The sequence below is a fragment of the Dyadobacter sp. OTU695 genome, assembly GCF_038440355.1.
In the GTDB taxonomy this organism is placed as follows: Bacteria; Bacteroidota; Bacteroidia; order Cytophagales; family Spirosomataceae; genus Dyadobacter.
This window is the reverse complement of the sequence record NZ_JASATN010000009.1, coordinates 178,666-201,420: the sequence shown is the minus strand read 5'-3', so window position 1 is coordinate 201,420 and position 22,755 is coordinate 178,666. Positions and strand designations below refer to the sequence as shown.

Annotated in this window: 18 protein-coding genes and 1 tRNA gene; 14 read left to right on the top strand and 5 right to left on the bottom strand. The window is 48.2% G+C overall.

Going from position 1 to position 22,755, the window contains the following annotated elements:
- Positions 1 to 640: 640 nt before the first annotated feature.
- On the top strand, positions 641 to 1,678 hold the full coding sequence (locus AAHB90_RS18125; protein ID WP_342086607.1) for a hypothetical protein: 1,038 nt from the start codon (positions 641 to 643) through the stop codon (positions 1,676 to 1,678).
- Between the two features lie 89 nt (positions 1,679 to 1,767).
- Here AAHB90_RS18125 and AAHB90_RS18120 read toward each other — a convergent pair whose 3' ends face one another.
- Positions 1,768 to 2,655, bottom strand: coding sequence for a dienelactone hydrolase family protein (locus tag AAHB90_RS18120; RefSeq protein ID WP_342086606.1), 888 nt, complete (start codon positions 2,653 to 2,655; stop codon positions 1,768 to 1,770).
- A gap of 183 nt (positions 2,656 to 2,838) precedes the next feature.
- Between AAHB90_RS18120 and AAHB90_RS18115 the strand changes: the two genes are divergently transcribed.
- From AAHB90_RS18115 to AAHB90_RS18105, 3 genes are all read left to right on the top strand, one after another.
- Positions 2,839 to 4,491, top strand: coding sequence for a T9SS type A sorting domain-containing protein (locus AAHB90_RS18115; RefSeq protein ID WP_342086605.1), 1,653 nt, complete (start codon positions 2,839 to 2,841; stop codon positions 4,489 to 4,491).
- 233 nt (positions 4,492 to 4,724) lie between these two features.
- Positions 4,725 to 5,423 carry a hypothetical protein gene (locus AAHB90_RS18110; RefSeq protein WP_342086604.1) on the top strand — a complete coding sequence of 233 codons (699 nt, stop codon included), beginning with the start codon at positions 4,725 to 4,727 and terminating at the stop codon, positions 5,421 to 5,423.
- A 53-nt stretch (positions 5,424 to 5,476) separates the two neighbouring features.
- Positions 5,477 to 6,889, top strand: coding sequence for a gliding motility protein GldB-related protein (locus AAHB90_RS18105; RefSeq protein WP_342086603.1), 1,413 nt, complete (start codon positions 5,477 to 5,479; stop codon positions 6,887 to 6,889).
- Positions 6,890 to 7,328: 439 nt separating this feature from the next.
- On the opposite strand, the gene AAHB90_RS18100 is transcribed toward AAHB90_RS18105, so the two are convergent.
- The 4 genes from AAHB90_RS18100 to AAHB90_RS18085 form a co-directional block, all read right to left on the bottom strand.
- Positions 7,329 to 7,402, bottom strand: a tRNA-Asn gene (locus AAHB90_RS18100).
- An 85-nt stretch (positions 7,403 to 7,487) separates the two neighbouring features.
- Positions 7,488 to 7,769 carry a hypothetical protein gene (locus AAHB90_RS18095; RefSeq protein WP_188938409.1) on the bottom strand — a complete coding sequence of 94 codons (282 nt, stop codon included), beginning with the start codon at positions 7,767 to 7,769 and terminating at the stop codon, positions 7,488 to 7,490.
- A 27-nt stretch (positions 7,770 to 7,796) separates the two neighbouring features.
- Complete coding sequence (gene rsmG / locus AAHB90_RS18090; protein WP_342086602.1) at positions 7,797 to 8,417, bottom strand: 16S rRNA (guanine(527)-N(7))-methyltransferase RsmG; 621 nt, start codon at positions 8,415 to 8,417, stop codon at positions 7,797 to 7,799.
- Positions 8,408 to 9,589, bottom strand: coding sequence for a glycosyltransferase (locus AAHB90_RS18085; protein ID WP_342086601.1), 1,182 nt, complete (start codon positions 9,587 to 9,589; stop codon positions 8,408 to 8,410). Before AAHB90_RS18085 ends, rsmG begins: the two co-directional genes overlap by 10 nt.
- A 60-nt stretch (positions 9,590 to 9,649) precedes the next feature.
- On the opposite strand from AAHB90_RS18085, the gene tgt reads away from it, so the two are divergent.
- The 10 genes from tgt (at position 9,650) to AAHB90_RS18035 (ending at position 22,673) form a co-directional block, all read left to right on the top strand.
- Positions 9,650 to 10,783, top strand: a complete 1,134-nt coding sequence (gene tgt, locus AAHB90_RS18080; protein WP_342086600.1) for a tRNA guanosine(34) transglycosylase Tgt — start codon at positions 9,650 to 9,652, stop codon at positions 10,781 to 10,783.
- A 227-nt stretch (positions 10,784 to 11,010) separates the two neighbouring features.
- Entirely contained in the window at positions 11,011 to 12,468 is a 1,458-nt protein-coding gene (locus AAHB90_RS18075; protein WP_342086599.1) for an OmpA family protein, read from the top strand.
- A gap of 120 nt (positions 12,469 to 12,588) precedes the next feature.
- A complete protein-coding gene (gene glf, locus AAHB90_RS18070) occupies positions 12,589 to 13,695 on the top strand; it encodes a UDP-galactopyranose mutase (RefSeq protein WP_342086598.1) in 1,107 nt (368 codons plus the stop codon).
- Positions 13,696 to 13,842: 147 nt separating this feature from the next.
- Entirely contained in the window at positions 13,843 to 16,101 is a 2,259-nt protein-coding gene (locus AAHB90_RS18065) for a GumC family protein (protein ID WP_342086597.1), read from the top strand.
- Between the two features lie 30 nt (positions 16,102 to 16,131).
- Complete coding sequence (locus AAHB90_RS18060) at positions 16,132 to 17,145, top strand: N-acetylneuraminate synthase family protein (protein ID WP_342086596.1); 1,014 nt, start codon at positions 16,132 to 16,134, stop codon at positions 17,143 to 17,145.
- Positions 17,138 to 18,283: a UDP-N-acetylglucosamine 2-epimerase gene (neuC, locus tag AAHB90_RS18055; protein ID WP_342086595.1), complete on the top strand. Its 1,146-nt coding sequence runs from the start codon at positions 17,138 to 17,140 to the stop codon at positions 18,281 to 18,283. The genes AAHB90_RS18060 and neuC overlap by 8 nt, the downstream gene beginning before the upstream one ends.
- On the top strand, positions 18,280 to 19,020 hold the full coding sequence (locus AAHB90_RS18050) for an acylneuraminate cytidylyltransferase family protein (protein ID WP_342086594.1): 741 nt from the start codon (positions 18,280 to 18,282) through the stop codon (positions 19,018 to 19,020). The genes neuC and AAHB90_RS18050 overlap by 4 nt, the downstream gene beginning before the upstream one ends.
- Positions 18,984 to 20,336, top strand: a complete 1,353-nt coding sequence (locus AAHB90_RS18045; protein WP_342086593.1) for a hypothetical protein — start codon at positions 18,984 to 18,986, stop codon at positions 20,334 to 20,336. The genes AAHB90_RS18050 and AAHB90_RS18045 overlap by 37 nt, the downstream gene beginning before the upstream one ends.
- Complete coding sequence (locus tag AAHB90_RS18040) at positions 20,324 to 21,718, top strand: O-antigen ligase family protein (RefSeq protein WP_342086592.1); 1,395 nt, start codon at positions 20,324 to 20,326, stop codon at positions 21,716 to 21,718. Before AAHB90_RS18045 ends, AAHB90_RS18040 begins: the two co-directional genes overlap by 13 nt.
- Positions 21,711 to 22,673: a glycosyltransferase gene (locus AAHB90_RS18035; protein WP_342086591.1), complete on the top strand. Its 963-nt coding sequence runs from the start codon at positions 21,711 to 21,713 to the stop codon at positions 22,671 to 22,673. Before AAHB90_RS18040 ends, AAHB90_RS18035 begins: the two co-directional genes overlap by 8 nt.
- Positions 22,674 to 22,755: the final 82 nt, after the last annotated feature.

The window sequence follows — 22,755 nt, the reverse complement described above, 5'->3', positions numbered from 1 at the left end:
GCAAACTTGTAGAGATATTTTTATTTTGAAATTGAAATCTAATCCCTTAAACTTGTTGTAGATTTTATTTTACATCTGGAAAAATGCAAGTAAAATAACGTCTACAATTAGCCCGTAGAATTTCAAATGAACGAAACTCTGACTGGACAGACAACTCACTCAACGGTAAAAGACATGATGGAAAATTGTTATCAATGGCTTTCGCCGCGAGGCGGAATGAGCTCCGGACAAGGGCGGTGCCTATCCGGCCACTTTAAGAATCTGACCTTCCTTTTCAACTATCCTGTTTCCAGGACTTCCGTTCAGGAAATGTCCCGACCTCTTCCTCTTATTGATAATTGCGAAAATCCCTTAGAGAATGCCGCAAAGCATGTACGAACCTGTTGGTATGCTACGATGAAACGGATTGTGGCATAGCGTGACAGGAAACATATAGGAGTATCCGTTCGCTTTTACTGCTTGCCATTGAAGGGCTAAGCACGGCATTGTTATGCGGTGGATGATAATCAGACTGTTTACACCGGTAAGCAGCCAAGGTTTGGTCTGGCTTATATAAGCGCACTGGCCAGGGAGAATAATGTAGCAACAGAACCAATTTAATAATCCGCCAAATAGTCTTTTTCACTAAATCAAACTCGTAATGAAAACACGTACACTCAGATTACTTACCCTTCTGACGTTCTTTACATTCTTCTTTTATGAGTGTAAGGATAAAGAAGCGGATTCACTGGCACCCGCCAACACAGAGCTTTCCGGCGAACTGGACAAGCTGGAACTGGCCCCTACCACACTTCAGGAATCACCGGACGTCAAACTCGTGCCCGGAAAAGTGGAAACTTCGGTAAAGAGCCAGAACCTGAACAGCTCATTGAGCACAGTTACGGCTGGAAATATCCCGGCCAATGTATCGCAGGCAGCCGCGGAGGTATCCAGCTCGCTGACAGACGCGGAGATCAAAGCGCTGAACCAGGTTACCCCAGCTCAGGCAACGAAAACCGTGATCAATTCGGATCAGGTGCGTTCCATCCTGAACAAAGCTGCAGCAGACGCAAAACTTCAGGGCTACCTCTCGCTTTTCACAGCAGCCAAGGTGGCTGGCCTTCTCGAAGGTGGACGCACCGGCGGAGTTACAGCAGGAACATCTTCCAACAACCCGGCTGTTGAAGCCGGCAACACCGACGACTGTATCGCCCGGGCTAACGAGAAATTCGAGAAAACCAAGGAGCGCCTGGATGACAGCAAAGCGAAAGAGCTCGACAAAATCAACGATGCTTACAACAAGGACTTGGAACGCATTCAGCGTAACCTGGAACAATGCACCGGCGAAAACAGTGCGGCGCATTTCGAAGCACTTCGTCAGGTTGGTATCAAAATCGCTAATGAGGCGCTTGCTGCGTTGGAGAAATCTAAGCCATTCCTGAAACCGGGCCAGTACGAACAACTGAAGGCGCTGATCAACGTTCAGTTGCTTGATTACCTGGCAAAGGTTAATCAGCTTGAAGCTGCTAAAACCGGCACTTGCGCAGAAATCGCAGCGATCGCCAAAGCACGCGCAGAGGAAACTAAGAACTCAAACACTGCCCGTGTAGAAGCAAACTATAACGATGCGCTTGCCAAAGCGGTAGAATTGAGAGACAAAATGATCCAAAACTGCCACAACCAAGGCAGCGGTAAATAATAATCAGGCGGATAATTCTATTTGTTAGAGCCCCGTAAAACCACTGTTTTACGGGGTTACTTTTTTTCACCAAAGCCATCAATCTCGCATCACGCCAGTTTTCCTTTAAAAAAATCGATTGTGCGTTGCCACGCCAACTCTGCGGCGGCCTTGTCGTACCGGGGCGTAGTGTCGTTATGAAAGCCGTGATTCACGTCGGGGTAAATGAATGCCGTATATTCCTTGTGGTTTTCTTTTAATGCTTTCTCATACGCGGGCCAGCCTTCGTTCACGCGCGTATCCAGGCCCGCATAATGCAACAGTAGCGGCGCTTTGATTTTCGGAACATCTTCTGTTGCCGGCTGTCCGCCGTAAAACGGCACCGAGGCGGCCAGGTCAGGGATACGCACGGCCATCATATTGGCAATGGCACCGCCAAAACAGAAACCCACGACACCGACCCTGCCATTACAATCCTTATGGTTTTTCAAATACTCATAAGCCGCGATGAAATCTTCCTGCATTTCATTGCGGTCGCGTTTGCTTTGAAGCTCTCGCCCAGCGTCGTCATTGCCCGGATACCCACCCAGCGGTGAAAGCGCATCCGGCGCAATCGAAATAAACCCTGCCAATGCCGCACGGCGCGCTACATCCTCGATATGCGGGTTCAGTCCCCTATTCTCGTGAACCACTACAATGCCTCCCAACTTGCCTTGCGCATCGGCAGGCTTCGAGAGCAATGCTTTGATCGTTTTTCCACCTTTCGGAGAATCGTAATTGACATAATCCGACTGCAACCGCGGGTCACCGGCCTGAACCTGAACGGCCCCCTGGTAATCGGGCATCAGAAAGCTCATCAGCGAAGTCACCGTCACACCACCCACCGCATATGCCGACAAGCTCTGCATAAAATTACGGCGGTCGATACGATTGTGCGCATAGTCGTCATAAAGGTCAAATACTTCCTGTTTGATATCCTCTTTTTTTAGCTCATCCATTTGCTGGGTAAAAGGTTTGCGGTTAGATTAATCAGGATAAAGTTCTCAATTTAAACTGAAATGGCATTGAGTTAAAATCGACATGACGCATTATTTGCTTGCATTTTGTATCCAATGTTTACAATTTTATAACCCATTGGAACAACCTCAAATATTATCCCTCAATACCAATAACTGAAAGCTATGAAACACATTCTACTGGCAATTTTACTACTGTCTTTCTTTACAAGTTCGGGACAAGGTTCTTTGGAATCTGACCGACTGGCATTAATAGCACTTTATAATTCCACCAACGGCCCGGCCTGGTTTGAGAATGCCGGCTGGAATCCTGCCGGCAACCCGGGCGATAGCCCTTGTGGCTGGTACGGCGTCACCTGCGAGGGAGGACGTGTAACGGGCCTGAATCTCTTGCAAAGTGGCCTCGATGGGAGCATTCCACCGGCAATCGGGAATCTGGATCAATTGAAAACCCTGATTCTCGGCTGGACTGTCCTCACCGACGCTCGCACAGCATACAACCCGCCTTATCTACCCATTCCAACGGAGATCGGCAATCTGACCAACCTCGAACATCTCGATCTAAGCGGCGACAATGGGATCGACTACGACATATATGGTGGCTTGCCGCTACCAGGCCCGCTACCGGAAAGTCTAGGCAACCTGACGAAACTGACATACCTTAATCTGAGTTGCATGCTGAGAGACATGAAATTTCATGGCGAATTGAATGGCCCTATCCCCGGCTCCCTGGGCAATCTTGTTAATCTTACTTATCTGAACCTGGGTTCCCAGCAATTTTCGGGCGCTATTCCCTCCGAACTTGGCAACCTTACTAAATTAGAGTTTTTGAACCTGGGCGGCGCGAACCAGTTTACGGGTGGCATTCCCGCTTCCTTTAATAACCTCACAAGTTTAAACTCACTGAGTTTAGGTTATTATAACAATCCATGCTGTGCCATCCCATTATATGGCGGACTGGAAGGCCCTATTCCCGATTTATCTGGAATTCCGGCTTTGGCCAGTGTGAGTATTCCGAACAATTCATTCAATTTTGAAGGCTTAGATGTAAACATTAGTCGGATTGACATTTACAACAATCAGGCTAAAATTGGCATCGATTACAACGTTGGCGCGAAATTGCTGACTGCGGAAGCAGGTGGAACGATTGCCAATAACACCTATAAGTGGTATAGAAACAACGTGCTGGTAGCGACGATAGTCGGCAATAAAGACTACAACGTGACCGAAGACGGCACGTATTACGCCGAGGTTACCAACAGCGCTGTACCCGGCCTCACCCTGACTACCGAAAACGAAGTCGTGGCCACGCTCCCCGTGACCCTGGTATCGTTTTCCGCCAGCAATATAGGCGAGCAAAACTATCTTGCCTGGAAAACCAGCTTCGAAAACAACAGCGAAGGATTTGCTATCGAGAGAAGCTGGGATGGGAATAAGTTCGAGAAGATCGGATTTGTAGCAGGCCGCGGCAACACCAATACTGGAAGCGATTACAATTTCATTGACAGAAGCCCGCTTTTCCTCAGCTACTACCGGCTCAAACAAATGGATTTTGATGGCAAATTCGCCTATTCAAGAGTAATTTCCGTTAAAAGCCCCGACGATGAGATCGTTGCTTACCCGAATCCGGCCGGAAATCACTTTTATCTTAAAAATCTGAAAGACAAAAGCGTCATCATCATCCGGAATCCGGAGGGGAAAATCATGAGCAAACAGTTTGTGGAGCCTGGCAAGCCGGTCGACGTCAGCAATCTGACAAGCGGCCTGTACACCGTCACTTCGCCCGGGAAAAGTCAAAAGATAGTAATCCGGAAATAGAAGGGGGAGACACTACTAAATTGCCCAGCTACGTCCGTGCCACTGACGGTAGAAACGTTTTCATCTTCGATAGCAGCGGGGAGCTTGTTCACGGTTTTTACCTTCGATGGGTGGACGGCACGCCGGATCCATTTCTCAACCAATTACTTAACCAAAGACCACCTAAGCTACTTTGGCGATTTTAATGGCGACGGAAAAACGGATATCCTGGCCGAATCAACTACTTCAGGAGCTTGAAAGTAGTTATCTCTAATGGTGTAGGCTTCTATGAATCGCCTTTTACATTTAACACAACTCCCGATACCGATCCTTTCACAGGCGATCAGCTGGGTATTGCCGATATCAACGGAGATGGCAAATCGGACATTTATCACGGGTGGCAAATAGCGGCACCTTCGAATTTCGATGTCTACTATGGAAAGGGTTATTCAAGTACCGGGGTTAATTTTTATTGTGTAAATAGCACTTACGCAGTAAATCTGGGTGCGCCCCTTCCAATGATCGGCGATTTCAACTGTGACCACCGGGCTGACACCGCCAATTTCAAGATCATCAATGTAAAAATGGATCTTTTTTACTTCAAAAAAGAAGGCAGAGAGAATCTTCTTGAAAAAGTAAAAACGGCTACAACCATGTTACCAAGTGGGTTTACAAGAAGCTCACGGATGAAAACGGCTTCCATATCCGGGGAAATCTCACCGCTTACCCATTCAACGCGATCCAGCCACCGCTCTACGCCGTTTCCGATTTCAAATTGCAGAATGGGATCGGGGGGCATTAACACCATTCAATATAACTATGAAGCAAGTAAGCTGCAACGCACAGGCAAGGGCTTCCTGGGATTTGGCAAGATAACGGCCAACGATCTGGCAACGGGGATCAAAACCATTTCAGAAAATGAATTCAACACCACTTATTGTCCAGCGGTTTAATACCCAAGTGGTCAATTAACTCAAAATTGTAATCCGCAGAGAAACTGACCGGTTTGCTTGTTGTTACATATAGTTGTAACTTACTTTTACCTTTTGTTTCACCTAGATTTAGGTTAGCGTCTATTCGAAATTTACTTAACAATCTTAAAATGCGTTATCCTGTTAAATTGAAGGTCGTTCAGGCATGTGTACTGACAATTTCGCTTCTTTTAACCACCAAGATTTTTTCACAGGATTTCAATCAGGCAGCAGACAAATATCAAAAGCTCGCAGACAGTTTGGGTGAAGCAAAGCACTATAAAGGAGCTGCCAGAAACTATCATGCCGAGGGGGAGGCCCGCAGAATGCTGGCATATAAAAGACAACCAGCGGTAAATGCCACCTATTTCTATGCCATGGCTCAAATGCCCGATAGCGCACTGGCCAGCCTTGAAAAGGCTGTGAAATTGTATGGATTTAGTAATAGAAAATGGATAGAGTCTGAACCTGGCTTGGCGGCGGTTCGGAAGTATCAGACATATTCAGATCTGCTTCGCTATATGACCGAAAAACAAGACGCGCAGCGTGATCCCGAGCGGGCTGCGGTGATCACGAGCGATATAGCGCTATTCTGGAAAGTTTATGACCGATATAAAAAAGACTCTTCTAACGCTCAGAAGTTGTTTCTTACTGAATATTTCGAGAAAGGCACTCCCGATTTGCAGGAATACTACCGGATAAAAACGCCAAACATCGGCGGCGTCAAAGGTTTTGTCCACAACCTTGAAATCATGCCTGAATATTACGCCAGTATCCGTGCTAACACGGAACAGGTTAGCACTTTGGAGGATTCCCTCCGTGTTATATTCCGGAATCTGAAACACTTGTACACACCCGCCACTTTTCCTAATGTCGCTTTCGTCATCGGAGGATGGAGCTCAGGTGGAACTGTCACTGGTTATGGCTCCATCATGGGGGTCGATATGCAGGCAGCGAACAAGGATACGCCAACCCATGAATTGAATTTATGGCAGAAAAAAAACATGCTGCCATTTAATGAATTAAAGCATGTGGTAGCGCACGAACTGGTGCATGTACAACAGAACAACATGGCCGCTGACACCATCTTGCTGCGCTATGCGATCGAGGAAGGTATGGCCGATTTCATCGGAGAACTGATCAGCGGCAGGACGGCAAATCAGCGCCTCCACGCCTGGGCCATTGGAAATGAACGGAAGGTTTGGGAAGAGTTCAAAAAGGAGATGTATCTGGATCGTTACTCAAACTGGATTGGCAATAGCAGTCAGGAAACAGCGGACCGTCCTGCCGACTTAGGCTATTGGGTAGGGTATCAAATCTGCAAGGCTTATTATGACCAGGCAGCTGATAAGAAAAAGGCTCTGCACGACATGCTGAATATCAAGGATTACAGGACATTTTTGAGTCAAAGTAAATTGGACGAAAAAATTTCAGGAGGTAAAAAATAGCCTAGGTCGACACTATGAGGGCGGCAACGTGCTATCATAAAAAATGGTCCCATATAAAAGAATGCTGTTTGGAATGCCCAAATAAGGTGCTGGTATCTGGTAAACTGGTTAACTACCAGGGCCATTCCGTAGCTTACGCATGGCGCTATGGAACTAGTACCTGCATCACTTTCAGTTTGTTATATGCTTATTCCTACCGGCAACTCTTATTATCGGTTATGCAAGAAATAATGCTATTTCCCTGAAACCAGCCGGTTGATTTTAGCACAATCCAAAAAACTTAAGCACAGACAGATATTTTTGAGATTAAATCTTGTGCACTCCACAAGTTTAGGACTTGATCCCAAGTTTTGGCGCTGATCCTTTTTGACTTGGCCCAAAATGTTTGCAAACAAAAAAGCACTTACAAGTTTTATCTCGTAAGTGCTTCATTTTCAAGCTCCCGAAGCTGGGCTCGAACCAGCGACCCTCTGATTAACAGTCAGATGCTCTAACCGGCTGAGCTATTCGGGAATCATTATCCGGTTGTTGTACTCGAATTGTGGTGCAAATCTAAGAAATCGATTTATACAGCGCAAGCCCAAACCTCAAAAAAATGTTACGCCTGCACTTTCGCCAGGATTAACTCCTTGACTTTCTTGGCATCTCCCTTCGTAAAATTATTGATAATTATTTCAGGACGCATGCGCGGAATGACCCGGATCGTCGAAAAGAACACACCACTCTCAATTTCTACGCCCGAGATGTCGGAATAAAAAACGAAGTTATCGTTGCTTTTGAAAAGTTTCCTGACTTTGAAGGTTACGCCTTTTTCTCCGAAAGTGACTTCATCCGGAAAAAAGGGGTTCATGAGCCCACTGGCGCTGAATCGCTCGTTCATATTTTGAATAGGTTGATAAATGAATGCTTACAAAGGTACGTATACGACTTTCTTAGTTTCAAAGAATTCCTCCCCGAAAAAGTCGGAAAGCGCGTAAATTTGCGGCTTTTCCCTGATCTCGGAGAGTTCTTCGTCCAGGTCGCCGCCTTTGAGGTATAAAATACCGTTCCTACGGTCGTGGAAGGAGTTGCGGCTGATGTTCTTTTTCACCCAGCCTACAAAAGGTGCCATGCGCGTCACGGCACGACTTACGACAAATTCATAATTGTCGTCCAGCTTCTCGGCGCGTACCTGCTCTGCACGCACGTTGTCGAGCTTCAACGCGTCTACAATCTCCTGCACGACGCGGATTTTCTTGCCAATGCTGTCGACGAGGTGAAACTGGGCTTCGGGGAACATAATGGCCAGCGGGATACCCGGAAAGCCGCCGCCTGTGCCGACATCGAGCAAGTTCGTACCCGGTTTGAACTGCTGCACTTTCGCGATACCCAGCGAATGCAGAATGTGACGTTCATATAAGGTATCGATATCCTGGCGAGAGATCACATTCACCCGGGCATTCCAGTATTCGTATAATTCGCCCATTTGCCCGAATTTATCACGCTGGTCAGCGGTAAGGTCCGGGAAGTATTTATCAATCAATTCCATGATTTACGGGGTTTTCTGCTCGTCATGGTCAAAAACCCGAAAACGAGGTAATAAATAAAAAGCGCAAAGTCCATCAGTAAAAAGCCGAACCACTCCACGGTTTTATCCAGCTTTATATTAATAATGATAAGGAGGAACCATTGAATGGCCCATCTTACGCCGAAAATGATACCGAGGTATTGCAGCAACAGGATGTCTTTCACGATCAGGCCCCAGGCCAATATCAACAGCCCCAAAAACCAGGTACCAATGTGTGCGGCAGAAAGCATTCCGAGTAAAACCTTGTTACGTGGCTTGTAATACCTGCTCACCGAAATATGCCGACGCTTCTGCCGGAACCAGTCTTTCCAATTGGTCTTGGGGACGGAATAAACGAAAGAATCTTCCTCGATCGATATGGTGGTGTTGGTGCTGGTAGCTACCTCATTCAGAAAAATATCGTCGTCACCACCGAATACATGTTTGTGTGTGTAAAAGCCCTTGTTGGCGAAAAAGACGGAGCGCTTATATAATATGTTACGCCCAACGCCCATGTAGGTCACTCCCGCGAGTGTGAAAGACAGGTATTGAACGGCCGCGTAGAAAGTTTCGCAGCGAATAAACCAGTTAAGCAACCCCTTTTGTCTGAAATAAGGTGAAAAACCCAGTACGATATCTTTGTCCTCGTTTACCCGGGAGGTCATGGCAGTGATCCAGTGGTTCGAAGCGGGACGGCAATCGGCGTCGGTCATGAGCGCGATGGGATATTTGGCCTGTTTCATTCCAACGGTCAACGCATATTTCTTGGGCGTGACGTGGTTGAACTGATCGTTGATACGAATGTAGCGGATGTGCTTCCAGCTGTTGATATTCTCGCGGATATACTCTTCACTCCCGTCATCGGACCGGTCGTCGAGCAGGATCACCTCATATTCTGGATATTCCTGCGCGTCCAGCAGTGGAATGAGCTCCGTCAGGTTCTCCCTTTCGTTCCAGGCGCAGACCAATACGGTTACTCCGGGCATGGCATTGCCATAATTTGCCCCTTTTCCGTAAAATGCCAGCCGTGTAAAAAAGAAGAGATAATAGAATAACTGAACAGCTACAAACGCTCCTAGCGCATAGAGTAAAGAATCGGCCACAATAGAAGAGAGATGTAAAATTTTTCCATATTCATGCAAATATACTGTCATTGACAGGAATGTTCGAGACGTTCCCCCTATTTTTGCACACCAGCAATTTAAAACCTTTTAATGAAGTTTACATTACAAGTTGAGGATCCCCATTCGAAAGCGAGGGCAGGATTGGTCGAGACGGATCATGGGGTAATCCAGACGCCTATCTTCATGCCCGTGGGTACAGCGGGAACTGTGAAAGCGGTTCATCAGCGCGAGTTGAAGGAGGATGTCAAGGCACAGATCATATTAGGAAACACCTATCATTTATATCTCCGCCCCGGGCTCGACATTCTCGAAAAGGCGGGCGGGCTACATGCATTCAACGGCTGGGACAGGCCGATACTGACCGATAGCGGCGGTTATCAGGTATATTCGCTGGCTGGAACCGGCCGTAAGATAAATGAAGAAGGTGTGGTATTTAAGTCACACATTGACGGTGGCGTACACACCTTCACCCCCGAAAACGTCATGGATATCCAGCGGACGATCGGGGCAGACATTATCATGGCATTCGATGAATGTACACCTTACCCGTGCGATTTCACCTATGCCAGGAAGTCGATGGAGATGACACACCGCTGGCTCACCCGCTGCTGCAACCGTTTCGACAGTACCGAACCGCATTACGGCCATAGCCAGACATTGTTCCCCATCGTTCAGGGAAGTGTTTACAAAGACCTCCGCAAGCAATCGGCGGAGTTTATTGCATCTGCTGGCCGTGAGGGGAATGCGATCGGAGGGCTTTCGGTAGGCGAGCCGGCCGAGATCATGTACGAGCTCACGGAGGTGGTGTGCGATATTTTACCGAAAGACAAGCCGCGCTATCTCATGGGCGTAGGCACGCCTGCGAACATTCTGGAATGCATTTCTTTGGGCGTGGACATGTTCGATTGCGTAATGCCGACGCGTAATGCACGTAATGGCATGATTTTTACAACAGAAGGAATTATCAACATCCGCAACGAAAAGTGGAAGGATGATTTGTCACCGATAGACTCAGGCCTCGGAGGGCACGTTAGTACATTTTACAGTAAGGCGTATTTGAGGCACCTGGTGAAGTCGGGCGAAATGCTCGGGGCGCAGATCGCGAGTATTCACAACCTGACATTCTATTTGTGGCTGGTTAACAGCGCGAGAGAGAAAATTATTGACGGAACTTTCACTTCCTGGAAGCGGGAAATGGAAAAAAAATTGAATCAACGGCTTTGAAAGTTCAAAAAAGGAGGTTTCTTTCGGGTAAAATTTGAATTAAATATCAGGAAACTTTTCCATTTGTATCAACTTGCGGTTGATTAAGTGATATTGATAACCTATTTTTGTGCGCACTAGGCATTTGGTTAATGTTGCGATTAGCCGTGAAAACAATATATAACTTTACTCATAAAATTGGATATAGATCAATCCTAGTTAATCTTAATAACGCTAACTTGAATAGTATGAAAAAAGTATCCCAGTTGATTGGTTCGTTTGCCTTGGGAGCAATGATGGCGCTGCCTTCATTCGCACAGCCGCTGGTGCAACCGAATTCTCCGGATTACAATCCAAAAGCGACGTACGATGGCCCCTACAAATTGAACACCTGGTCAATTTCCGCACACTTTGGCCCGACGCTGTTTTTTGGCGATTTAAGAGAATATGACTTCTGGCCTGTTACCAAAACAAACTCTGACAGCCACAAGGAATCCGGAACTTTTCAAGGAGGCCTCACTTTGAACAAACAACTTTCCTACCTGTTCGGCGCTCGTCTGGACGCGTCTTTGGGGAACCTGAGAGGTATGAAACGTCGTAACTATAACCGTTATTTTGAAGGCAACTACTTCGACGTCTCGGTTTCAGGAACGGTCAACCTGAAAGGGCTCCTGATGGGTCCCAACAAAATGAAGCGTTGGAAAATCGATGCGTATGCAGGTATCGGTCAGGTGTTTTACGACGCCACGGCATATGACCTGACAGGCGGTGTCGAGCTTCGCAAAACAGGTAAAATGAACGACTGGATCGTTCCAACCGGTTTGAACATTAACTATGAAGTAACGCCAAGAATCGACATCGGTGTTGACTTCCGTTTGAACCACACCAACTCTGACTATCTCGATGCTACTTACGGCGGAGACTACGACAGAACTGCAAACAATGTTGAGATCAAAGATCAGGTCAAAACTTCCCACAAAGGAAACTCGGAACTTGACAGCTACGGATACGGTGCAATCCAGGTAACTTACAAATTGGGCAAAAAGCCTTTGAAAGTTGCGAAAGTGGATGGCAAATGGGATTACAAACCGGATGAAGGCGGTTACTACCACCTGCGCTACACAGACCCACGTGTACTGGTTAAACCACCGAAAATCCTTACACTCGAAGAAATGGACTCGGTTGCAAAAGCAAACCGTCCAAAAGATATCGACCCACGTTTGCTGCTTGATACCGACGGTGACGGTGTATCCGACTTCTTCGATAAAGAGCCAAACTCACCAGCAGGAAGCATTGTTGATGGTGCCGGTCGTGTACTCGACTTCGATTCTTACGTGAAAAATGCATTGGCAACAGGTGCAGCATGCTCCGAGATCTTTGCTAACGTAACATTCGATACCGACAAAAACGTATTGAAACCTGAATTCCAGGAATTGCTTAAAAACGTAGCACAATTGATGAACAAAAACGGATGCCGCTTGCAACTGGCTGGTCACACCGACCGTCGTGCATCTGACCGTTACAACATCTCGCTTTCAAAACGCCGCGTGGACGCAGTGAAAAATTACCTGATCAATGAAGCTGGTCTGACAGACCCAAGCAAAGTGATCGTAGACTACTTCGGATCATTCAAACCTATCGCAGACAGCGCAACCCGCACAGGTTTGCAGAAAAACCGTCGCGTAGAATTGAAACTTCTTCCCTAATAGTTGAAGAAACGACTGAAAGAGAAAGGCTCCCGTCGGGAGCCTTTCTCTTTTTAATATATTCACACGCTCATTTACAGAAATCAATTAGCCACATCATAACAACGCAACAGGGAATTAATGAAACAATATGATTATCTGGTAGTAGGTGCAGGTTTGTGGGGGTCGGTATTTGCCCATGAGGCAACCAAACGCGGAAAGAAATGTCTCGTTATCGATCGCCGCGACCATATTGGCGGAAATGTGTATTGCGAGAACGTCGAAGGCATCAATGTCCACAAATACGGAGCACATATATTCCACACGAATGATAAGGACATCTGGGATTACGTCAACTCATTCGTGGAGTTCAACCGGTATACCAACTCCCCGGTAGCCAATTTCAACGGCGAACTCTATAATCTTCCATTCAATATGAACACTTTCTACCAGCTCTGGAAAGTGCGCACGCCGGAAGAAGCGAAGGAAAAAATCCGTCATCAGGTGGAAGAAGCAGGTATTAAAGACCCGCAAAATTTGGAAGAGCAGGCCATTTCACTGGTAGGAACCGATATTTACGAGAAGCTGATCAAAGCCTATACCGAAAAACAGTGGGGTAGAAAAGCTACCGAATTACCCGCATTCATTATCAAACGGCTCCCCGTCAGGTTTACTTTCGACAATAACTACTTCAACGACCGCTACCAGGGCATCCCGATCGGCGGCTATAATAAACTGACCGAAGGCCTGTTGAAAGATGTGGACGTTCGCCTGGGAGTGGATTTTTTCAAGGAAAGGGAATCACTTGCGGCCCTTGCAGAAACCATTGTTTACACGGGTCCTATCGACGAATATTTCAATTTCCGCTTCGGCCAGCTCGAATACCGCAGTTTGCGCTTTGAAAATCAATTGCTGGATCAGGAAAATTATCAGGGGAATGCAGTGGTAAACTACACTGATGGCGAAACGCCTTTCACCCGGATTATCGAACATAAGCATTTCGAATTTGGTACGCAGCCAAAAACGGTGATCACACATGAGTACCCGCAGGAATGGGTGCAGGGAGCAGAGCCCTATTACCCGGTGAATGATGATAAAAACACGGCAGTGTTCAATCAATACAAAGCCCTCGCGGCCGAAGAACCGAATGTTATTTTTGGCGGAAGACTGGCAGAATACCGCTACTACGACATGCATCAGGTGGTTGCATCGGCACTCAAAAAAGTGAAAGTACATTTCGATTCCTGAAAAATGTTTTTTCTCAAAAGCCCTGTTTCAATGTACTGAGACAGGGCTTTTTGCTTTTTGGAAAACTTTTGAAAAAAAATTTGTAGAAGTTGCGTTACCAAAATCACAAGTCAGCGTCTAAATCATACCGACCAAAACGTGTATGCAATGCTGGCAACCAAACCTCCGATAGCGAACTTCACACCATTTCACGACTGGGCTGATCACCGGCTCTGGAAAGCGATCCGGTTCCGCTGGTACTGGTTTCTCATTTCCCCTTGCCTGGCGACATTGCTCGGATTGACGTTCCTGCGATACAAAACACCGCATTACAACATTACAGCCTCGTTACTGGTGCGCGACGATTCGAGAGGTAGTGATTTTCATGAAAATGCCCTTCTCACAGAACTGGGACTTCCTGACGCTACCAGCAGCGCTGAAAACGAAATTGAAATACTCAAAAGCCGCACACTGCTAAGCCAGGTCATTGAAGACCTGCATTTAACCACGCAGTACTTCGCTTCCGGCCATCTCAAAACAGCTGAACTTTATGAAAAAACGCCATACAAGGTCAGGTTTTTAGAACCACGGACTGCGAAACCGGGAATCTATCGTATTATTCGTGAAAGCGGCATTTCCTTCACACTTCAAACCCCTGGTGGAGCCTACAAGGGCACGTTTGGCAGGAAGCTAAAACTGCCGCACGGGTTGGCTATCATCGATACCACCGATTTCAAACCTGCTTTCGGATACCAGTATTCTTTCGAAATATCGCGAAGTGAAACAGTCCTGAGCGACTATGCACGTGTTCTGGGAATTCAGGCCCCGAACAAAACTGCCAGCCTCGTCAATCTGTCCATACAGGATGCCCTGCCAAAGAAGGGTGAAGCCATTTTGACGCAGCTGATTGCCCGGTACCAGAAGGCAAGTATTGAAGAAAAAAACAAAATAGCAGATAACACGATCGCCTTCATCAATGCGAATCTGACGCGCGTTTCGTCCGAACTGATCAAAGTTGAAAAAGATATCGAGCATTTCCGCAAGCACCACAAGGCGATCGATCTTGTGGAAGACGGCCGTCAGGCACTTGAAAGACTTACTGTAAATGCGTCAAGCGAAAGGGAATTGGCAATGCATTTGAAAATTATCCGGCTACTGGAAGCCCATCTGCACGACAAACCAGCAACGGCGATTCCCTCCACGTTATATCCTCAGGACGACAACTTTGCTACGTTAGTCGGGAAATACAATGAAATGCAGTTAATGCGCTTAAAGGCCCTTGCGTCACTCACGCCGCAGCATCCCGAAGTGAAGACGTTGGACAATCAGCTGGCAGCGCTGAGAGACGGCCTTTTGGAGGCAATACGGCATCAAAGGCAGGAACTTGCGCTAAGCATAGCCGCGACACGTGAATACGGTATGGGCTTCAACGCGGAAATCTCCCAATTGCCCGGGCGCCAGCGAGCATTACTGTCGCAATCCCGTGAGCAGGGCATTCAGCAGGAATTGTATTTGTTTCTGCTGAAAAAACGCATGGAAACCGCGATTTCCCGCTCGGCAAATATCGCCAATGCAAGGGTGATCGATCCACCGAAAGTCAGTCCGGTACCTGCCTATCCCAACCGGCAACTTACTATGCTGGTAGCTTTCCTAGCGGGCATGATGGCACCTATCGGCGTGCTCTATGTCGGGCAGATATTCAACAATAAGATCACATCGAAAGAGGATATTATCCAGCAATGTGACGCCACGATAATCGGAGAAATCAGCCAGCAAAGTTCGTCTACATGGCCGAAAAAGGCTGATAACCGCGGCCTGATCAATGAACAGTTCCGTTCATTACGGACGAATATCCAGTTTGTCGTCAGGGAACGGCAAAGCGCCGTGATCCTCCTTACATCCGCAATGGCCAATGAAGGAAAATCATTCGTCGCCACGCACCTCGCACGCTCCCTTACCCTTGCGTGTAGAAAGGTACTGCTCATCGACTTCGACCTCCGAAAACCAACGCTGGCCCAGCTCCTGAAACTACGAACCGAAGGCATAACCGAATGTATTACACAAGGAGGCATGCCCCTCATTCAAAAATGTGGCATAGTGCACCCGTTTGATTTTATTGCCGCTGGCGCACCATTCCCCGGCTCTGGCGAATTAATGCTCTCGCCCAAGATTGCAGAGCTTATTTCAACCCTTAAAAGCAGGTACGATTATGTGCTGCTGGACAGCCCGCCTGTCGGCCTCGTAGCCGATGCACGACTACTCGGACAGCATGCCGACATGACCTTATACATTGTCCGCCAACATTTCACTTTCGTCCACCAGCTCGCCGATATACGGAAAGCCCGGGATGAACGCCAACTATCTGATTTATATATCGTCCTCAACGGCACCCGTGACTTGCGACACTATCAATACAACTACTATTAATATCTACCCAACCAATGAACAAACACACCTATGAAACAGCAGATTTACATTATCGGAGAGATTGGCCAGGCTCACGAGGGCAGCATCGGCCTCGCGCATTCGTACATAGATGTACTTGCGCACGCAGGAGCGAATGCCGCCAAGTTCCAGGTCCATATCGCCGAGGCGGAAAGCAGTATTTACGAAGATTTCCGGATCAAAATACCCTATCAGAACGGTTCGCGCTTTGATTACTGGAAAGGCATGGAGTTTTCTGAGGAAGAATGGGCCGGACTTAAAAAGCACTGCGAAAAAGCCGGGCTGGACTTCCTTGCAAGCCCATTTTCGCTGGCCGCGGTGGATCTCCTTCATAAAATCGGGGTATCCGCATTTAAAATTGGATCTGGCGAGGTCGATAACCTGCCCATGCTCGACAAGATAGCGGGAACCGGAAAGCCCGTCATACTCTCTTCCGGAATGAGCTCCTGGGCGGAGCTCGACAGGGCCGTCGCATTCCTGCAATCCCGGGGAAGTACGGTTTCCGTGCTCCAATGTACGACCGCCTACCCTGCCAAGCCGCATCAGTGGGGATTGAACGTATTGTATGAAATGAGTCAGCGTTACCAGGTCCCTATTGGTCTTTCGGATCACTCCGGGGATGTTTACGCTTGCCTGGCAGCTGCCGCGCTCGGTGCCCGGATCCTGGAATTCCACGTTACTTTCGACAAAAGGATGAGCAACCCCGACGCCACCGCATCACTCACCGTACGACAAGCGAATACTTTGATCTCGGGCGTCCGGAGAATAGAAACAGCGCTGAATTTCCCTGTTAATAAAGACGCCAATGCGGCTTTCACAAGACTAAAAAGCCTTTTCGGCAAGTCTCTGGCTGTCAATCGCGATCTGCGAAAGGGCGAGCAAATCCAATGTGCCGATCTTGAAACAAAAAAACCGGCCGGTTTCGGAGTATCGGCTGCGCGTTATCAGCAAGTGCTGGGTAAACCCCTGACAAGAGACATTGCACAATGGGAATTTCTCACCGAAAACCACCTTACCCATGCGTAAAATCTGCGTTGTTATTACCGCCAGGGCCAGTTACAGCCGGATCAAAACCGTCCTGACAGCCATTCAAGATCACCCGAGGCTCCTGCTACAACTTGTCGTGACCGGCAGTGCACTGGTTGAAAGGTTCGGGAATATCATCCCCTATCTGGAAGCTGAGAAGTTGCCTGTTTCCGCTGTTATTCCAAACCTGCTGGATGTCGAAAACACTACCGCATCGGCGAAAACGACCGGGCTTGCGGTGATTGAACTTGCCACCTTTTTTGCCAACCTTCGGCCCGATGTAGTAGTGACCGTTGCCGATCGGTTTGAAACGATTGCTACTGCCATCGCCGCGGTAAATATGAACATTCCACTCGCTCATGTGCAAGGTGGAGAAATTACCGGCAACATTGATGATCGTATCCGGAACAGTATATCGCAACTGGCTGACCTGCATTTCGTATCGACCGAAAATGCGCGAAGCAGACTGATACGAATGGGGCTTTCCCCTCAGAAAATCCATCACACAGGATGCCCATCCATCGATCTGGTGCACCGGCACAGGGATTTTAATTTCAACCCTTATGAAACTTATGGGGGCGTCGGCTCACAACCGGATCTGAATGCACCTTATCTGGTCATATTGCAGCACCCGGTAACCACCGAAACAGGTCATTCCAAATGGCAGATCGACAGTACCCTGCGTGCCATCACCGCCCTGAAAATGCCCAGCATTTGGTTCTGGCCCAATGCCGACCCCGGGACAGCCGGCACCGCTCAGGGCATACGCGCGTTTCGGGAGCAACACCCGGATCTCCCTTTTCATTTTTTTAAAAATATGGAATCCCATCACTTTATTCAGCTATTGAAAGGCTGTGTATGTTTTGTCGGTAATTCCAGCGTGGGGATACGGGAATGTAGTGCGCTGGGCATTCCCGCGGTGAATATCGGAACCAGGCAGCGGGGCCGGGAGCGGGGCCCGAATGTCATAGATTGTCTCCCCGACACCGACTCGATCCTATCCGCCGTGCGACACCAGCTTGCGCATGGGCATTATCCGGGCACTAGATTATATGGCAACGGAAATGCAGGAGAACGCATTGCCGAGCAGCTGGCAACCATCCCTTTCATTATCAAAAAACACCTTTTTCCTGCATGAAGCCATTATTTCCCAAAATACTGGGCCTGATTCCCGCGCGAATGGGTTCCAAAGGAGTGCCCGGTAAAAACATGAAACCGTTAGGCGGAACACCGCTGATACAATACACGATTGAGCCCGCCCTGCAATCGCAGCTTCTCGATACCATTTTCGTTTCCACGGATTGTCCCGACACCGCCAGCTTTGCGAGGTGTTTCCCAGGAATAACGGTGCCGTTTGTGCGTCCTGCGCACCTGGCAACGGATCACACGCCGATGGTCGACGTAGTAACGCATGCGCTGAACTATGCCCGGCTCCATGGATATTGTTTTGAGTTTGTATTGCTACTCCAACCTACCTGCCCGTTTCGTACCCCGCACATTATCGATGACACCATTCGACATATCGTTCAGCAAAAGGCCGACAGCCTTATAACCGTACGAAAAATCCCCCATCCGTTCAACCCTTTCTGGGCTTATACCTCCCATGCCGACGGATTTAAACATGCGATGCCGTGTAGAGATCACAGAAAGGCCACACGAAGGCAGGATCTGCCCGTCACCTACTATCGCGACGGAGAGATTTACATTGCACGTACGTCACTGATCCACAAAGGTGAGCTCACTGGCGGGAAGCTGTCGGGATGGCTCAACGACAATGAATTGGGGATCAACATAGACACACCTGCCGATTGGACGCAGGCCGAAACACTTCTCAGCCGATGGAAAGAGCAGACCAAAAACATATTCTCGTATTGATTACCAACCCGTTCGCGGTCCTTAACAGCATACATTCCGGCCTTATGGGGCAGCTTGAAAAAAATTACAGGATTTCGATCATATCGGATTTGCTGACCAAGGCAGACATCGACCGTTTCAACGAGCATTTCCAATTAAATATGCGCTTACTGGATACGCGGGTCCCGACAATTTCAAGGTTTGGTAAATGGCTGCGAGCTGTGCAGACGCTGCTCCACGGTTATCACTTCGGCATCGAAACGATCCGTATCAAAATCGCGGAACGCAGCCCTATCTTTCACCGGCTCTTCCTCCTATCCGGAAAAAGCCGGCTACCAGCCCTTTTGACCGGTTTGGGAATGACCTTTGTCAGAAATTGGTTGATCCGTCGCACAACGTTGCCGGATACCTATGCGCCGCTTGCAACTTGCAACTTTCTGGCAGTAGTCTCAACTTCACCGTTTGACTTGCGTGAAAACACCATCGCCAATTCGCTCACGATACCCCGTATTTCGATCATCATCAGTTGGGACAACCTGACTTCAAAGGGCGTCATGAACACGAAATCCGACCTGGTATTGGTTTGGAATAAACCGATGGCCCTGGAATATCAGCGGCTGTATGCCTCGTTCGGGGACCATGCCGCGGTTCGCATTACCGGCATTCCAAGGTTTGATATTTATTTCCGGGAACGGCCTTTGCAAAATTCAAATCTGGCGGGGACAATCTGGGAAAATCCTGTGAAACGGGTTATCCTCTTCTCGACAGGCGCCGTTAAACACCACTCCTGCCAGAATTATATCATCAGCGACCTGCTCGAATATGCGGAAAGCCGGCCTGATACGGTAATCCTGGTAAGATGCCATCCCGGCGATGACCCAGAGCGGTACGCCCATTTCGGTCTGATTAAAAAACTTCACTTTTTTCACCCTTTCGGCGAAAACCCGGGCCATGTACCTCCCGCCGATTTTCTCGAAATGCTGCATTTACAGTTGGTAACCTGTGATGTTTGTGTGCAAGTAGCCTCCACTATGTTTCTGGATGCGGCTGCATGCCGCAAACCATGTATCAGTATTGCGTACGATGCCCACTCGAGTGTGCATTATGCCGGCTCAGTGCGAAGATTCTATGATTATTCTCATCAACTGCCGTTGTATAAAATTCTGGACGGGCATATTGTTCACAATCGCGGGGAGTTATTCCGGAAACTGGATGAAATATTAGTAGATCCCAATGTTCAGGCCGATCCTGGGAACGCTGTCAAACCTTTCATTCATCACTGTGCGCCCGACTCCACCCGGTTGGCTGCTCAATATATCAGGGAATGGTTAGGTTGATCATCGCCGCGGGCACCATGGCGGCCATATCCGTCGGCCTGATGTGGATAGCTTCGATGCTATTCAACTCGTTGCTCATTTTCGGCGGAAGTACAATTCAAACGGTACTCGTTTTTGGCTTTTATACCTACTGTGTACTCACGTTGGCCGTTCCATCGGAGCACAAGTTCTTTTATGTGCTCAGCATTCCCATTTTGAGCCAATTTCTGCACCTGTACCAAAAGTATGATTTTCCAGCCGGCGCCAATTCCCTATGGCGACTGCTACCTTTTATACTGGCCGATCTTCACATCATATCTGTGCTGGTTCGCTTTAAAACGAATCTTTCCGCCGGAGAAAAAAGTGCAGTCGCGTCATGGATAGCCGTTAACTTCCTGTTCATCCTCATTTCTCCGAATCTGCCGGGAATTATTACCGGGGCATTCGTATTGATCCTGTTGACCCTCCCTTTATACTTCTGCTATCTCAACATGCACTCGGAATGCCCCTCTTTCACAAAAGATCTGGAGCGGTCGCTATGCCTCCTTTTCCTCATCCTTGCATTCGGTACAGTGGGGCTGGTCTTTTTCGGCGCACAGTATAAAGGAGCCAGCAACCTGCTGGTAACGCGGAATATTTCCGACACCAACGTAACAATGGCCTATTTTATACTCCTTTGGCCTTTTGCATTGCGATATGCCGGGTATTCGGCACGTACGTTTCTATTGACAACCTTGCTGGTATTGCTTTTTACCGTCGTGGTAGTGTTATCCTTTTCGCGCGGGGCTGTCTTTATCGTACTGCCCTATTTGCTTGTCACCTTATTGATCTCGAACAATTTGAAACAAGCCGGATGGTTTGCTCTGGTCGGTACTCTGTTCGGCGCGGATTTCGACAGTCTGCTTCAACAGATCAATGCGGATCTGGCCTACTCCTGGCAATTGCGTTTCGCAGATTTCCAGACAGCCGCACCGGCCTTTCAAAAACTAGGAGACACCAGCGGCCGGGCAGAGATCCGCGATCTTGCCTACAAGCTGTTTCTTGAAAATCCCCTTTACGGCCATGGTATAGGGAGTTTTGAGGTTCTTGGGCCCGGCTATCGGGAAGCACATTCGATGTTTTTTACCATTCTCGCCGAGCAGGGATTGATCGGGATGCTGTATCAGTACGCGCTCTTCGTTGGGCTTGGGTATTGTTTGTATAAAACAGCTGCGTTGGGGCGCCATTATCTGCCTTTGTCAGGCGCATTTGGCGCGTACCTGCTTTTTGTGCATTCGGTAGGCTCCGTTTGGGTAGTCATTCCGGCCAAAAGTCTCACGATCAATTGCATTGCCCCGATGCTGCTGATCTGTATGTATTATTATTCAAAAAGCATCTGTAAGCCTATTGTGATGCATGGCTAAACTGCTGATTATAGGAAGAATACCCCCGCCCATCGGAGGTGTGACGATGCATGTGAAACGGCTGAGACAAAGCCTGCGACGGGTCGGGGCTCATTTCGATTTTTGTGATCCAGGACGCGCCAGTCTCCGCAAAATACTTGCTGACATAGCAACGCATCGCACCATTCACATTCATTTTTCAAACCCGGCTATCCAGGTTTTATTCGCCGTATTCTGTCGGATTACATTCAAAAAACTGATCATTACTTATCACGGATGCTGGGGTCGGTATGGTGCGGTGGGGAATTGGGCTGTAAGGTTATCGGCCTACCTCACGCACGTGCCCATTGTACAGGAGCGGGCGAGCCTCACGCAGGCGCTGCGCTGCAATGCGCGCGCGCGCCTGATTTCAACTTACATTCCCGACCCCGAAACAGTGCCGCTTCCCGACGCATTGCAGAGCGCGCTCACATCCCGGCGCAGATGTTACCAGGCCACATTCTGCACTAATGCGTGGAATGTGACATTTGATAAGAATGGCTGTGAAACTTATGGAATTTCAGCCATGATAGCCCGCTTCGCCGATTATCCGGAATATCAACTCCTGATATCCGACCCTTCCGGCAACTACCGATCGTACATTGAAAAGCGCAGGCTGCACATTTCAAACAATGTGCTATTTATCAGCCAACTACATGATTTTAGAAGTATTCTCCGGCATTCCGACGCATTCATCCGAAACACTACTACCGATGGCATCTCATTATCTATTCACGAGGCACGGGAGCAGGGAATCCCCGTCCTGGCTTCGGCAGCAGTGGAACGGCCGCCATTTTGCAGCATTTTTCAGGATTTTTCGGAAGCTGATTTAAAGGAAAAACTGGAAGAAGCGCGGCGGCTGACCGCCTTACCCGCCACACCATACGACGCGGTAGGCGAACTGATCACACTATATCTGGAAACTGCTAAACTGTGATGCTAAACATTTGGTAATCAGTATATAAAAACAAAGGCATAGAAAAATTTCCATGCCCTGTTTCACACTATACACACACTAT